13 protein-coding genes and 2 tRNA genes are annotated in these 14,900 nt (G+C 41.7%); all 15 read left to right on the forward strand.

The window, feature by feature from the left end; genetic code table 11:
* The coding region (locus VMW39_02960) for a bifunctional folylpolyglutamate synthase/dihydrofolate synthase (protein ID HUW22979.1) at positions 1–277 on the forward strand (277 nt) is incomplete at its 5' end.
* Positions 274–1,233 (forward strand): ROK family protein, encoded by a 960-nt coding sequence (locus VMW39_02965; GenBank protein ID HUW22980.1) that lies wholly within the window; start codon positions 274–276, stop codon positions 1,231–1,233. The genes VMW39_02960 and VMW39_02965, both read left to right, overlap by 4 nt.
* On the forward strand, positions 1,230–3,305 hold the full coding sequence (locus VMW39_02970; protein ID HUW22981.1) for an LptA/OstA family protein: 2,076 nt from the start codon (positions 1,230–1,232) through the stop codon (positions 3,303–3,305). Before VMW39_02965 ends, VMW39_02970 begins: the two co-directional genes overlap by 4 nt.
* 59 nt (positions 3,306–3,364) lie before the next feature.
* Positions 3,365–3,438, forward strand: a tRNA-Phe gene (locus VMW39_02975).
* A gap of 334 nt (positions 3,439–3,772) precedes the next feature.
* Complete coding sequence (locus tag VMW39_02980; protein HUW22982.1) at positions 3,773–4,699, forward strand: C1 family peptidase; 927 nt, start codon at positions 3,773–3,775, stop codon at positions 4,697–4,699.
* 69 nt (positions 4,700–4,768) lie between these two features.
* Positions 4,769–5,074 (forward strand): hypothetical protein, encoded by a 306-nt coding sequence (locus VMW39_02985; protein HUW22983.1) that lies wholly within the window; start codon positions 4,769–4,771, stop codon positions 5,072–5,074.
* Positions 5,053–5,754: a small multi-drug export protein gene (locus VMW39_02990; protein HUW22984.1), complete on the forward strand. Its 702-nt coding sequence runs from the start codon at positions 5,053–5,055 to the stop codon at positions 5,752–5,754. Before VMW39_02985 ends, VMW39_02990 begins: the two co-directional genes overlap by 22 nt.
* 4 nt (positions 5,755–5,758) lie before the next feature.
* Positions 5,759–5,831: transfer RNA gene (locus VMW39_02995), tRNA-Thr, on the forward strand.
* 145 nt (positions 5,832–5,976) lie between these two features.
* Positions 5,977–8,511 carry a tetratricopeptide repeat protein gene (locus tag VMW39_03000; protein HUW22985.1) on the forward strand — a complete coding sequence of 845 codons (2,535 nt, stop codon included), beginning with the start codon at positions 5,977–5,979 and terminating at the stop codon, positions 8,509–8,511.
* Between the two features lie 109 nt (positions 8,512–8,620).
* Positions 8,621–8,782 carry a hypothetical protein gene (locus VMW39_03005; protein ID HUW22986.1) on the forward strand — a complete coding sequence of 54 codons (162 nt, stop codon included), beginning with the start codon at positions 8,621–8,623 and terminating at the stop codon, positions 8,780–8,782.
* A 1-nt stretch (position 8,783) separates the two neighbouring features.
* Complete coding sequence (locus tag VMW39_03010) at positions 8,784–11,081, forward strand: tetratricopeptide repeat protein (GenBank protein ID HUW22987.1); 2,298 nt, start codon at positions 8,784–8,786, stop codon at positions 11,079–11,081.
* Between the two features lie 78 nt (positions 11,082–11,159).
* Positions 11,160–11,885 (forward strand): hypothetical protein, encoded by a 726-nt coding sequence (locus VMW39_03015; protein HUW22988.1) that lies wholly within the window; start codon positions 11,160–11,162, stop codon positions 11,883–11,885.
* 418 nt (positions 11,886–12,303) lie between these two features.
* On the forward strand, positions 12,304–13,311 hold the full coding sequence (locus tag VMW39_03020; protein ID HUW22989.1) for an acetyl-CoA carboxylase carboxyltransferase subunit alpha: 1,008 nt from the start codon (positions 12,304–12,306) through the stop codon (positions 13,309–13,311).
* The gene (locus VMW39_03025) at positions 13,308–14,270 is read left to right on the forward strand and encodes an ATP-dependent 6-phosphofructokinase (protein ID HUW22990.1); all 963 of its coding nucleotides are present in this window, start codon (positions 13,308–13,310) and stop codon (positions 14,268–14,270) included. The genes VMW39_03020 and VMW39_03025 overlap by 4 nt, the downstream gene beginning before the upstream one ends.
* Before the next feature lie 453 nt (positions 14,271–14,723).
* A partial coding sequence (locus tag VMW39_03030) for a 6-phosphofructokinase (GenBank protein ID HUW22991.1) occupies positions 14,724–14,900 on the forward strand: 177 nt, incomplete at its 3' end.

The raw sequence follows: 14,900 nt of genomic DNA on the forward strand, positions 1-14,900 counted from the left end.
AATTTTGAAAGATAAAGATGTAAAAAAGATAGTGGCAGAAATTGTTCCCTTATGCCAGGAAGTAGTGGTGACTTCACCCAGCACCGAGAGAGGTTTGGATAAAAAATTGCTTAAAAGAGAAGTTATTAATTATCTCCCTTCAGGTAAAGTCAGGATAGAGAATGGCGTCGGGGAAGCCCTGATGAGGGCTCTTGAGGTTGCCAGTACGGATGATTTAATCTGTGTTACTGGTTCCCTGTACACTGTAGGGGAAGCGAAGAGGGCATTGAAACGATGAACAAGTATTCTATCGGAATAGACATTGGTGGCACGAATATAACTGTAGCCCTGGTTACAAAAAAAGGGAAAATCGTAAGAAAGATTAAGTTTCCCACCAAGGTAGAAGAGGGCAAAACTAAGATTATTAAACGCATCGTAAAAGCTTTGGATGAAGTTACGAAAGGTCTCCAATCGAAATCTATAGAGGGAATAGGCATTGGTGTAGCCGGGGATATTGACCAGAAGAGGGGGATTGTCCGATTCTCTCCCAATCTATTCTGGAAGAATGTGCCTATAGCTCGTTTGATAAATAAGAAATTCAATGTGAAAGTGGTTGTGGACAATGATGCTAATGCCGCTGCCTGGGGGACATACATTTTAGAAACTAAAAGAAAGGCAAAAAACTTAATCTGTATAACCCTGGGTACTGGCGTGGGAGGTGGTCTCATACTCAATGGAAGGATATATCATGGCGCCTCGGGCAGTGCCGGTGAGATTGGGCATATAACTGTTAATACTCAAGGTCAAAAGTGCAACTGCGGCAATTATGGTTGTCTGGAAACTTATGTTGGTTCAGCCTATATTGTTAGAAAGGCAATTAAGGAAATCAAAAAGGGTGAAAGGAGCCTGATAAAGAAGCTCGCTGGTGGAAATTTGCAGTCAATTACTTCCCAGACCATTCAGGCTGCTGCCCTGAAGGGTGATAAACTGGCAAGGAGAATCTGGAAAGAGGCAGGAGAGTATTTAGGGATAGCATTATCCGGAGTTATTAATCTTCTCAATCCGGGAGTCATAGTTTTTGGCGGTGGAGTAGCCAAGGCTGAAGAATTAATTTTCCAACCAATGAAAAAAGAAATCCGAAAACGTGCTTTCAGGGTTCCTTTTGAGAAAGTAAAGTTTACTCGCACAAAGTTCGGTGCAGACCTGGGGGTAATTGGCGCATCTTTACTGACATTGCAAGGAAATAGAAAGTGAAAAGTGTAAAGTGGTTCTTGCCTTCCTATATAGCCTTCGTGGCTATTTTTTTATTTTCTCATTCTGCCAATGCTTACCTTACTGAAGGGAAAGAGTTGTACATAGCTCGAGCCAGTACCTACGTAGTTGTGGAAAGAAATCCTGAATTAGGTCCCGCCCGGGATAACCCGATTATTCTTTTAGCCGATTACATTGAGTACAGGAAAGAAGAAAATAAAGTTTTAGCCCGTGGTAATGTTAAGATAGAAGATAGAGATGTTGTCGTAGAATGCGAGGAAGCCATTTTCGACCTGAAAGAGGAAAAAGTGGAAGCAAAAGGCGAAATCATTCTTCAAGATAAGGAAACTACTATCCATGGCAGTAAAATAATCTACGATTTGAGAACAGGACGGGGAGTTATAGACAATGCTTCATCATTTATAGACCCCTGGTACTTTTCCGGCCCGAGAATAGAGAGAATAAGCGATAAAGAAATCGTTTTACATAATGGTTATATTACTTCCTGCGAACTCTCTTCTCCCCATTATCGGTTTAAAGCAAAAAAGATTCGTGTCTTACTGGGAGAGAAGTTTTACGCTTACAACGTCCTGATGTATTTAGGTAAAGTCCCCATTTTCTATTTCCCTTATTATTGGCATTCATTGCGCGAGAGAAGATTCAGGTGGGGATTGAAGTTGGGCTCCAATGGTGGGGAAGGTTTTTTTGCTAAAGCAAATTTTGGATATGCCTTTACCCCGAGGACATACGGAACTTTACTCATCGATTATATGGCCAAAAAAGGAATTGGTTGGGGAGGCAGATATGATTATAATTTGCAGGATAAAACAAAAGGATTCTTGTATGGATATTACATTAAAGAGAAAGATACCAAGGAAAAGAAATGGCGGGGAGAGGCAGAACACTGGCAGAATTTAGGCAGCGACTTCTATTTTCAGACGAAGCTGGACTATATGTCCGATCAAAAATTTAATAAAGTCTACAATGAAGAAGACTGGATTCCAATGAAAGAGGAACTGAAATCTCATATTGCTCTTACCCGCTCAAGACCCACCTATACTTTAAGGATAGCCGGAGAAAGAAAGGATGTATGGGATTATCAGAGGGAACGATTCGTCAACATTCAGAGCTATTCTCCCAGCCTCTCATTTGCCACAAGTCTTCTCAGAATCAGGAAAGGGCCGCTCTATTATAGATTAGGAGGGAATTACTCCAACCGCTATGTTAAACCTTACGATTATGTTAACAGAGAATTTCAGGAAGGTCACCGCTTAAATCAGAGCGACGTCTATTTTAACCTGGTTAATAAAATGAGGTTATCACGCAGAGCCAACGTAGATACAGAAGTAGGTTTTAAAGAAACCTGGCAGGATAAGGATGAGAACTGGAATAGAAAAAACGTATATAAGAACATATACCACACTAAGGCAAACTTACGGACGCGGATTACCAGGTCTTTCGATACAGACTTAACGCATAGTTTCCAGCAAGAACAGGGTAAGAAGACAACGCTCAATAAACTTTCGATTTTGGGAAGGATTCGCCTTCTCTGGCTATTAAAATTGACCTCCTCCATGGGATATAGTTTTATTGGAGAGAAAAATCTTAGATTCGATGATCTTTTCTCCCGGGTCGATTTTAGGCCTTCTCGTTTAACGAATTTCTATTTCGAGCATAGCTACGACCTGAACAGGGAAAAGACATCCAATTTTCAGGCTGAAGCCATATTTGGTCCGGGAGAGAGGAAGTGGTCAATAAATTCCAGGTTGACCTATTTAGAGGGAACTTCTAACTATCCCCGTCGCCTGGACATCGTAAATGGGTTTAATTTTCCGATTACCGGAAAATGGAGGGCTCGACTGGCTACCAGATACAATATTTATGATCGCAAGCTTATGGAAAGAGGAATTCATATTTATCGAGACCTCCACTGCTGGGAAGCAAGCCTCAGCTGGACAAAGATACCTTCCGAGGAGGAGATATGGTTTATGATTAATTTGAAGATTTTTCCCGAAAATAGAATAGGTGTTTACCATAATATTGATGAGAAGGAGTGGAGGCTACGCAGAAAATAATTTTTGTTTGACAATTTTTTCCCATTTTGTTAACATTGAAGTTACTTAAAATTGAAGGTGCCAAGGTAGCTCAGTTGGTAGAGCACCGGACTGAAAATCCGGGTTGTCCCCAGTTCGATCCTGGGCCTTGGCACTTTTTTTATTTTATAAGGTTTTGGTAGTGTAGGGCTTTATGCCCGTAATTGATACCCCTTCATACCTTTTATTTCTCTCTTGCATAAACTGGCTTAATTTACTATAATTTTTTAATCTAGAACCGAAATTCGGCTGTAAACAATCAAGCGGAGGTTGTCAAGATACCCTTGTTTTCCTCCGCTTCATAATCTGGCTTCAACAAGAAGAATTTTGCTGAAGTTAGGCAAATCCCGAGCTTATGGGAACAAAACATGCCAATTTGGGAGGATGAACGAAGTATTTTGGTCATCCAAACTAGGCACCGTTTTGCTGCGGTTAGGAGGTAATCAAAAATGGCTGAAGAAAATGAAAGAGTTGGCTTCGAATTAGGAATGGGTTGGCTTCCAGACTATCCCGATTTTCGGGACTACACGGTGGAAAGGGAAGAAGTTGCTCTCAGGCTCAAAAGGCTAGCACAAAAAGAGCCGGTGAAAGATATGCTCAAAAAACTGGGGGTTGCACAGCCTGCGAGAGTGAGTATACCGACATCCGTGGACTTAAGAAAATGGTGTTCCCCTATTGAAAATCAGGGTGCTCTCGGTTCCTGCACGGCAAACGCTGGCGTTGGGCTCGTAGAATACTATGAGCGGAGGGCTTTTGTCAAACACATAGATGCATCAAGGCTATTCCTTTATAAAGCAACTCGCAACCTTCTCCACTGGACAGGAGATAGAGGAGCATTTCTTCGCACCACAATGGCTGCTATGGTGCTTTTTGGGGTTCCCCCGGAAGAATACTGGCCCTATCTCATAGCAGACTTCGACAAGGAACCTTCCTCTTTCTGTTATGCCTTTGCCCAGGACTACCAAGCCATACAATACTTTCGACTCGACTCTCTATCCACACCTAAAGACTTACTTTTGAAACGAATCAAGTCTTTCTTAGCTGCTGGTCTGCCATCGATGTTCGGGTTTAGTGTTTTTAGCTCTATTGAGCAAACCAATGACGACGGAAAAATCCCCTACCCCTGTCGTGGAGAGAGAATTCTTGGCGGTCATGCGGTTGTAGCAGTGGGATTTAATGATGATATCAAGATTGAAAACACGACTTGCGGAGTAGAGACTACTGGAGCATTGCTCATACGAAACTCCTGGGGCAGAGAATGGGGAGATAAGGGTTATGGCTGGTTGCCATACGAGTATGTCCTCGGAGGGCTGGCAATAGATTGGTGGTCACTTCTCAAAAACGAGTGGGTTAATACAAAGGAGTTCGGGCTTTAACTGGAGAAGACCGATGAAACGCTCCGATAACCTTAAACAGAAAGAATTAAAAGCCAGGGAGACATGAGGATGGAACTTTTTCTGAAACTCTCAGGGATTTTATTAGGCGTGCTGGCAAGGACAATGATTCCCTATCTGAGAAAAATCATAGCCGGCAAGATAAAGAAATTTGACAAGGGGTACTGGCTTACGGCAGTAGCTTCATTTGTCTTGGGTTTGATTACTACACTACTCATCTTCCCAAAGTTTGAATTTGTACCAACAGGGGCAGGAGCAGAAACCTCGATTAGACTATTCTGTGTTGCTTTTGGTTTTGGATTTGCTTGGAACTCCCTGGTTAATGAAGGAGTCAAGTGGGGAGAAAAACGAAAATAAACAACACCCCTTTTTTTAGAAGCATGGAAGGACTTATCTTTTTAATCGGATGTTTATTACTAATAACGCAGGTAATTCTATTTACTATATTTGCTCACTACGTTCCTGGAATAAAGAAAGGCTTACTTCCAGTCATAGCTGCTGACCTCCTTGGTGGAAGAGGAGTCAGTATTTCTGTTGGCCTGGAAATGGGACTGTCAAAATTCCAGGTTATTTTTATTTCGGTCATCTTCAACCTGACTTATCTCTTTATTCTCTATCCACTGTTCATCTATTTTTACGAACACTTGGTAAGAATGAAATTCATCGGGAAAGCCGTAGATTCAACCCAAAAAGCAGCCGAGAAACATCAGGCGAGAATAGAGAGATGGGGCGCTTTGGGAATAGCAATTTTTGTCTGGATTCCCCTGTTTTCTACAGGTTCATTGGTTGGCTCAATTATCGGAACGTTGATTGGCATGCGTACAGGCGTTGTAATTTCTGTGGTAGTTTTAGCGATGGTTACAAGTGCTATATCCTGGGCATTTATATTTGATTATCTATTTGAATTAGCTACAGGAGCAGGGAAAATTATCCCTTCCATATTCGTTGGTTCAATCCTGGGATTAGTGATTTTTTACCGCTTGCGCCAATTTTACCATTTAGCTAAACAAAAAATAAAAGCAAAAAAGAAAATTTAAGAAAGCCGACGTAGCTCAGTTGGTAGAGCAACGGTTTCGTAAACCGTAGGTCGACAGTTCGACTCTGTCCGTCGGCTTATAAATAAAGCAAAGTTCCGGGGACACAATACTTAATTAAAAAAGGAGAAAGGGAATCAATTAAGATAATTAAGTATTGTGTCCCCGAATTTTTATAAATGGGTTGAATTTTTGGGGAAATTGTGTTAAAATATTATGCGAATTATGAATAAAAAACTAATCAGATATTGCAATGTAATAATAGAGTTCGGCTTGCCAATTTTAGCCTTCCTTATTGCTCTGTCTTTTTATCTGAAGACCTACGATTCCTGTCAGATAAAAATTACACTTCTACATATTGGTGCTACCGTTATTATAGCAGCGTGGATTGTCAAGGTAATTGAAAGGGGAAGGCTACTGGAAAGTAGAGAACAGCGTCTCTATGCAATTCCTGCTCTCTTTTTTCTCCTTTCCGGTATCATTTCCTTCTCCATTTCCCCATTTAAATTTACCAGTTTTGAAGAGCTTACCAGGAGAGTTCTGTATATAGGAATTTTTCTGGTCGCTCTCGTTGAGTTTAACAGTTCGGAAAAAGTAAAGAGAATGTTCCGCTGGATACTCGCTGCCACCTTTATCGCTGTTTTCTATGGGTTGATTCAATTCATGGAGTTAGATCCCTTCATCTGGAAGGGAGCTTTTGGAGATAGAATATTTTCCACTTTTGGCAACCCCAATTTCTTTGCCGCCTTCCTGGTACTGGTTACTCCTTTAATTTTAACATTTTTCGATTTTTCCGACCTGAAAAAGGCTAAAAAGACATTTGTCTCTTTGGTTCTGGTGGTAACCATTGGTATCCTCTACTGTTTTATGCAATTTTTGGGAAAGGAAGGACTGATGGGCATGGGAGGTCTGGGAACTCAAGCCTATATCTTCTTTGTGGAAAATAAGACGTACGCTTTCTTCTTTTTACTTCTCCTTTCCATGTGCCTGATGGTTTTGGTGAAGATGAAGACGAAAAAGCTTCTGGTTCTCTTTCTGTTTATCCTGGTCATTAATCTCATCACGACGAGAACTAAAGCTGCGTATATTGGTTTTGCCGCGGGAGTCTCTTTCTTTGCCATGATTACCACGCTATTTATTGTTCCTGCCACAAAGAAGCAGAAGAAGACTTTTCTGGTAGTTTTCCTATCGGTCCTCATTCTGGGCACGGGAGGCGCGGTAACTTTCTTTATAAGACAGCGGATAGACTCGGTGCGTTTCCGGGTGTTCACCTGGGTTTCCACTTTGGAAATGATTAGAGATTATCCTGAAGGAGGCACGACAATTAAATCAACGCCCGGTAAAGAATTAATTCATAAGTTTCTGGGAACAGGAATTGGCACTTTCAAAATAGTCTATCCTGCTTTCCGGCGTCCGGAGATATTCCATATCGAGGGAAAACATAATACCGAAACAGACCATCCAGAAAATGAATATATCGAGATATGGTACGATGAAGGGATAGTTGGATTCGGGATATTTCTCTGGATTATGACATTATTCTTTTACACTGGAATAAAGAGGTTAAAGCAAGTTACCGGCTATTCGGCACAAGCCCCTCCATCTTCCAGGAGTTCCCGGTTGAATCCCCATACTAAGAGAGGTTCAAAATTCAAGATTGGCTCTCAATTAGAAAAGTTGACTAGGCGTCAATATCTACTCATTGGACTGCTCTCGGGGCTGTTTGGACTTCTGGCGCACAATCTTATGTGTGTGAACATGAGATTTGTATCTTCGGGTTTTGTTTTCTGGCTTTTCCTGGGACTACTTGGTGGTCAGATAGTGGGGCAGAAAGAGAAGGTTAATCCGAGTTTGGAAGATAATAAAAGGTCTAAGTTTCTAAGTAATATGCGTTCCCGAAGAATAGTCCAGATTATAGTCATAATTCTCACTGTGTTTCTGGTTTTATTCTTCAGGAGATTCTTTATAGCTGATATCCACCACAACATTGCTATTGCTTACTCCAAAACAGGAAGGTGGGAAAATGCTTTAAAGGAGTATCAGACTGTTTTGAAAAATAACCCTTATTATGCAATGACTCACTACTTTATGGGCAATGTCTATAACGATAGATGGGATATGAAGGAAGTTTACGACCCTCGCTGGGATTCTGTAGACCTCAAACAGAAATATTTCTTTCCCTCGATTCATAGATTGTTTTATGGCCTGGAGGAAGACCTGAAGATTCCGCGTACTGACGCTGAGAGGGCTGTGGCGAAGTATGCTGATTTAAAGAAGCTGGCTCCCAACTATGTGCAGGTTCACTTCCAGGAAGGAAGTTTATATACTAAACTAAAAGAATGGGATAAGGCTATAGAGAGTTTCCAGAAGTATTTAGCTCTTGACCCTGTATATGCTGCCACCTACTTCAAGATGGGCTGGTGCTATGTTCAGAAGAAGGAATGGGCTAAGGCAGAGGAGGTTTACCTGAAGGCTGTAGAATGGAATCCCAAATTAGGTCAGGCATATATAAATTTAGGCAATGCCTACTTTATGCAGAGGAAGTTAAGAGAGGCTGAAAAGTATTATAAGAAAGCAGTTGAACTGAACGATTCTGACATTGGTGCCCACAGGAGTCTTGCCGCTTTCTACACGAATACGAATAGACGCGCTTTGGCTCTGAAAGAATGGGGAAAAATTTTGGAATTAAATCCTGAAGATAAACAGGCAAAATCTATAATTCAACAGATAAAAGTCATAAGGCCGAAAGTGAAAGACTAATCTTTTCCTGGCGAGTGGCGTTTTTTCTATTATATAACATCCCGATAACAATCGGGATGCGGATTAGGGAGTTTGAGGGAAACAATCTGGTTTCCCTCAAGGGGCGCCGGTGGCGACGAATAAGGAGCGACGACCGAGCGAAGCGAGGGAAAGGCGCGGGCGCGAGATGGTGAGCGCCCCGGAGGACAGAGAAGTAAATGTCTGGTGGACATTTGGTGAGCGCCAGAGGGGCGAAGACCCTATGGAAGTAACCCCGAAGGGGTTATCTTGAAATGGATTTCGAGCGCATAATAAAATATATTTTTTTTATCATCCTTTTAATTTGCCCTCTAATCTTTCTTACCGATACTACTCGTAATCCTTATGTAATTCAAAACGTGGTGTTTGGGATTGGTCTATCCTTGATTTTAGCTATCTGGCTGATAAAGAGTAATCTTAAACGCCAAATCATTTTGCCCAAAACATACCTGGATAAACCCCTTTTTCTCTTCTTTTTGGTTGCCCTTCTCTCAGTCGCTTATTCGTTCTATATCCATCCGAGATTTAAACTGGCTATCCTTTCTTTTGGTGGAAGAAGTCTACTATTATTTTTATTTCTCAATTGCATAGCAGTCTTTTACATAACTGTCTATCTCCTTCACGATGAAAGAAATCTTAAAAGGTTACTCTATATTGCCTTTGCCGTGGGAACGCTTGCCTCTTTGTATGCTTTACTTCAGTATGGAGGGATTGAACCTATATGGCCAATGCAGTTAGACCCTTTTGGCACTCGCAGCGTCTCCACCTTTGGCAACCCTAATTTCATGGCAAGTTTTCTGATTCTAATCTTGCCTGTGATAGCGGTTCTGGTTGTTTATGAAAAGGCTCCCATTAAGAAGCTCTTTTTAGGCGGACTTTTCGGAGTTAACTTCTTTGGACTCCTGGTAACCCGCACGCGCAGTGCCTGGCTGGGACTTTTTGTTGCTTTGGTTTTCGTTGCCTTTTATCTCCTCGTTTACCAGCGTTCTCTAATTTTCAGGAATAGAAAATGGTTAATTTTTCTGGTGGGTATTCTGTTTCTGATGATGTTCTATCCTGTGAGGGTCGGTGGGGGAAAGAAAGTCAGGATGGTGAAAGTAGCTTTGGAGAAGGTTAACAGCGTTACTGATTTTAAACAGATGGCCTATGTTCAGAGATTTTTAATCTGGCAGGCAGCCCATTCTATGTTTAAGGAAAGTCCGCTTTTAGGCCACGGCTGGGGAAATTTCGAGATTATCTATCCATTTCATCAAGGGAAATTTCTGAAAATAAAGAAGTATTCTCCTTTTCGCACCCATGCCAATAATGCCCATAATGAGATATTAGAGATAGTTTCCGGGACGGGGATTGTGGGTCTGGGAATATATATCTGGTTATTCATTCTCTTTTTTAAAATGGGAATAGATAGTTACAGAAAGCTTACTGGTGAATATGATAAGATTGTTGCTTTGGGGCTTTTGGCAAGCATTTTGGGAATGCTCATCGACAATTTATTGAATGTTTCCTTGCATTTTCCCATACCTGCCCTTCTCTTCTGGATATGGATGGGATTGGTAGTGGGAATATGTCAGAGACGGAAAACCTCAGAACGTAAGATTCCCATTAAAAAAATCCTTGTTTACCCATTGGGAATAATTATTTTTGGAATTGTTCTGTTTAATCTCAGATATTTCCGGGGAGAGATTCATTATTTTAAGGGTTTTAAGTACGCAAAAAATAACGCTACGCTGGGAAACGCAGTTAGGGAGTGCGAGCTATCCTATAAGATTTATCCTCTAAACGTGGACAATAACTATGAACTGGGGAACGCTTATGCTCGCTTAGGTGAGAAGGAGAAAGCTATTTGGGCTTATCTTAAAGCAATAGAAGCAAACCCTGGTTACGACGAGATATATTCAAATTTAGGAATTATGTATGGACAGACCAAGAGAATACCAGAGGCCATGGAAGCTCTAAGTAAATCGATTGAGATAAATCCTCTCTCCGTCCCTACTCGCTCTTACCTTGCACAGGTGCATATTGGAAGAAAGGAATGGGAGAAAGCTGCTAACCAATATCGAGAGATATTAGAGCTTGAACCCGAAAATTCGAAAGTTAAAGGGAATCTTTCCTATGTCCAGGCACAGATGGAAAAGAAACCCCCTATTCCTGCACCAACTCAGGAAATCAACCTTCTATTTGAGAAGGGGGAAAAATATGTAAACAATAAAGATTGGAATAAAGCAGAAAAGACTTACGGGAAGATTGTAGAGCTTGTTCCTGGAAACATAAAAGCAAACCTCTATTTGGGTAATATATATTTTAGCCAAGGTAAGATGAAAAAAGCAATCAATCAATATGAGAAGATAATCAAACTCTCTCCCACATTCAATATTGGGGCTCATAATAATCTCGGTCTTGCCTATCTGGAATTGAAAAAGGTCAATCTGGCAAGAGAAGAATTCCAAAAAGTTTTGAAAGTTGATCCTGGAAACGAATTGGCCACGAGGAAGTTAAAAGAGACAGAGTCCGGGTTTAAAGGGGAGGGGAAAGAGGATAACTTGACAAGATAAATGAAATTTGTTAGGATGATGAACATATAATTGAACGACGGAAATTGTGATGAAAAATAATTTACAAAGGAGAGGAAAATGAAAAAAAAGCCCTTTCCATTAATATTATTAGTAGGATTGGTTATTACTTATTTTTCAGGCATTTATTCTGTCTTATCTGCAGGGGAAGTAGTTGATTTGATCGATACCCCCACTCCTCAAATTACTGAACGGGGGGGATATAATGTAAATTTCCGCTTCTATAGCTTGAAAAGCAGGGAAGGCAGTAATATTAGCGGACTTCTGGTGGGTCTATTCTTTGGAGTATTGGAGCATATGAACCTGGGAGTTTATCTTGATACTGAAAATATCATAGGGAATGATAATGTCAAGCTCAGGCGTCCTCGACTCTTTGTAAAATTTTACCTCTTCGGTGGAGCCGAGTACTTCCCAGCAATTAGCGTTGGTTACGATGATCAAGGTTATGGAGAATATAGTGATGGAAAGTATGAACAGAGAGAAAAAGGTTTCTTTATAGTCATCTGCAAAGAGAATTTTATTCCGGGATTGGAAGTCTCTACAGGGATTAATGGTTACGATTTTGATAAATTCAGGGTTAGAGGATTCATTAGCCTATTTTCTAAAGTATATGAGAATGTAATTCCCATGTTGGAATTCGATAATTTGGGTGGCGGAAAGCAGGTTAGGATAAATATAGGCATACGTTATTTCATCACGCCAAACTTAAACGTTGAAATAGACGGAAGAGATATTGCCCATGAATCTGATCGCATCTTTCGCATCGGATATATGAGTGGATTTTAAATTAAAAGATAGTCTGTTCATCGCTAGGAGGAATTTCTTGACGTCAAAAAACTTCGGACTCTGCAAGGCGCAAATCAAAACTCCTCGCTTCGCTCGTCAGACAGTGATTTGCTTGAAAGAAGATGAGTGAAGCATCCCGATTTTCAATCGGGATGCGGATTAGGGGGTTTGGGGGAAATAATCTGATTTCCCCCAAGGGGTCGCTGGAGCGACGAATAAGGAGCTCCGTGTTAGCGACGGGCGCGAGACGGTGAGCGCCCCGGAGGACAGAGAACCCCGATGGAATCGGGGTGAACGCCAGAGGGGTGAAACCCCTATGGAAGTGTTCCTTTGAGGAACACTTGTCCTCGTTTTTTGGCTAAAATTCCAATAGCTCTTCACAGACTATCTTTTAAATGTTGTAGTAAGGGAGGATGTGTTGGCTGAAGTTGAAGGTTTGGATTTTGAAAGACCGGTTGTACAACTGGAAAAGAAAATTGAAGAACTGAAAAATCTTGACGTTAACGAAAAAGTCGATTTTTCTCAGGAGATAGCCAGTCTGGAGAAAAAATGCGAGAAACTTAAGAAGGAAATTTTCGGGAATCTCACTCCCTGGCAAAAGGTCCAACTGGCTCGCCATCCTAAACGCCCCTATACTTTAGACTATATAAATCTACTTATGAGTGATTTTGTAGAACTTCAGGGAGACAGAGGTTTTGCCGATGACCCAGCCATGGTGGCGGGAGTGGCTAAATTTAAGGAAGAACCGGTTGTAATTATTGGTCATCAGAAAGGCCGAACGCTCCAGGAAAACATGGTGAGAAATTTCGGGATGTCCCATCCGGAAGGATATCGCAAGGCGTTGAGGATAATGAAGCTGGCTGAGAAATTTTCAATTCCTGTTATTAGTTTCATAGATACTCCCGGAGCCTATCCAGGAATCGGGGCAGAAGAGAGAGGGCAAGCCGAAGCAATTGCCCGAAATTTGAAAGCCATGTCAGAATTGGAAGTTCCCATTATTGTTGTGATCGTGGGAGAAGGTGGTAGTGGGGGAGCGCTGGGAATCGGTGTTGGCGATAAAGTCCTGATGTTGGAAAATGCTATCTATTCGGTTATCTCTCCTGAAGGTTGCGCTTCTATTCTGTGGAGGGATGCAGCGAAGGCTCCGGAGGCTGCTAAGGCACTAAAGTTGACCGCTCAAGATTTATTGGGGTTAAAAGTGATTGATGAAATTATTGATGAGCCTCTGGGTGGCGTCCATCGGGATATAGAATTTGTAGGGAGGCACTTGGAAAAAAAGATAAATAGATACCTGAACGAATTAAAAAACTTGCCCGTAGAGGAACTGTTGAGAAAAAGGTACCAGAAGTTTCGCCTGCTGGGCGAATTTATAGAAGTACAACCGAGCAGAAAAGAAAAAACTGAAATAAAAGAAGAAAAAAAATGAGAAAGATTGCTGTTACCACTGCTGGTGGTGATGCCCCGGGAATGAATGCTTGTCTTAGAGCAATAGTTCGCTCAGCGATCTATTATGGCTTAGAGGTGGTGGGAATTGAAGAAGGGTATTGGGGATTGATTGAAGATAAAAAGAGAAGAATGGATTTGAGGTCGGTTAGCGGAATTATCAGCTGGGGCGGAACGATATTGAAGACGAAAAGGTGTAAAGAGATAAAGACTAAAAAAGGGATAGAAAAAGCAGTAAGGGTTTTAAAAAGAAACAGGATTGACGGTTTGATTACCATAGGAGGAGAAGGTTCTTTTAGAGGGGGAGTAGAACTCTATCGGGCAAGTAGAATACCTCTTGTTGGTATACCAGCAAGTATTGACAATGATATCGCTGGCACAGAAGATACCATAGGTTTCGATACAGCGGTGAATACAGCCTTAGACTCTATTCAGAAAATTCGGGATACCGCTTCTTCTCACGAGAGAATCTTTATCATCGAGGTGATGGGAAGAGAGAGGGGGTTTATTTCCCTGGCGGTGGGATTGGCTTGCGGGGCTGAGATAATTTTAGTGCCCGAAATAAAATATAATCTCAGTAAAATCTCTCAGGAATTGGAAAAGGGCAGAAAGAGTGGTAAGAAGAGTAGTATTATTGTTATGGCTGAAGGAGCAGGAGCTTCCTATGCCATAGCTCATCAAATAAGAGATGTTACAGGCTATGAAGTCAGAGTAAGCGTTATTGGTTATATTCAACGTGGTGGTTCCCCCACTGCCCGCAGCGTAAATTTAGCTAATCTTTTTGGACATCAGGCAGTGAAGGTTTTGATGAGAACGAAATCGGCCAAGATGGTGGGATGGAAGGAAGGAAAGGTTGTAGTTCTGCCTTTGGGCTATTCAACAAAACATAGAAAAGAGATAGATAAGAATCTTTACAGGTTGGCTCATATACTGGCAATATAAAGAGGGGGATGAAGGGATAGTTATCGGAGGCGCTCGGCTAGAGCCTCGCTCAAAATCGACCAGCGCTGGGGCTTTACCTGGCCGATTTAAAGCTCCTGCAACTATCCCTTCATCCCCGGCGTATTGGAAGGTGGGGATAGTTATCGGAGGCGCTCGGGAGTGCTCGGGATTTGGTTCGCTCGCTGACAATTTTTTGGTCTTTGACCACCGCCAAAAATCTCAGGAGTTTCTCCCGTCTTTGCGGGACTAAACTCTAATCTTCGATTTTTGGCTAAAAATTCTAATGCTCGCTTTACCAAATTCCCTCGCATTAGAGTAGGGAATAGTGGAATAAGGATAGTTTTCGGAGGACGGCACTGTAAACAGTGCCCGACCAACCATGGTGGGGCACCCTTTAGGGTGCCGAAGTAAGTGGAAGGGTAGAAGGATAAAGGAGGTAGAGTAAAAATTACCATGAGAATTGGAGTATTGAGTGGTGGAGGAGATGTGCCAGGTTTAAATCCGGCAATTCGTGGATGTGTGTTGCGGGCAATGGATTTCGGCTGGGAAGTAGTGGGAATTAATGAGGGCTGGAAGGGATTGATTGAGGGTTTGACTGAGTCCTTGGAAATTTCCCAAGTGGAAGATTTA

The organism is bacterium, assembly GCA_035530055.1.
Lineage (GTDB): Bacteria > UBA6262 > WVXT01 > WVXT01 > WVXT01 > WVXT01.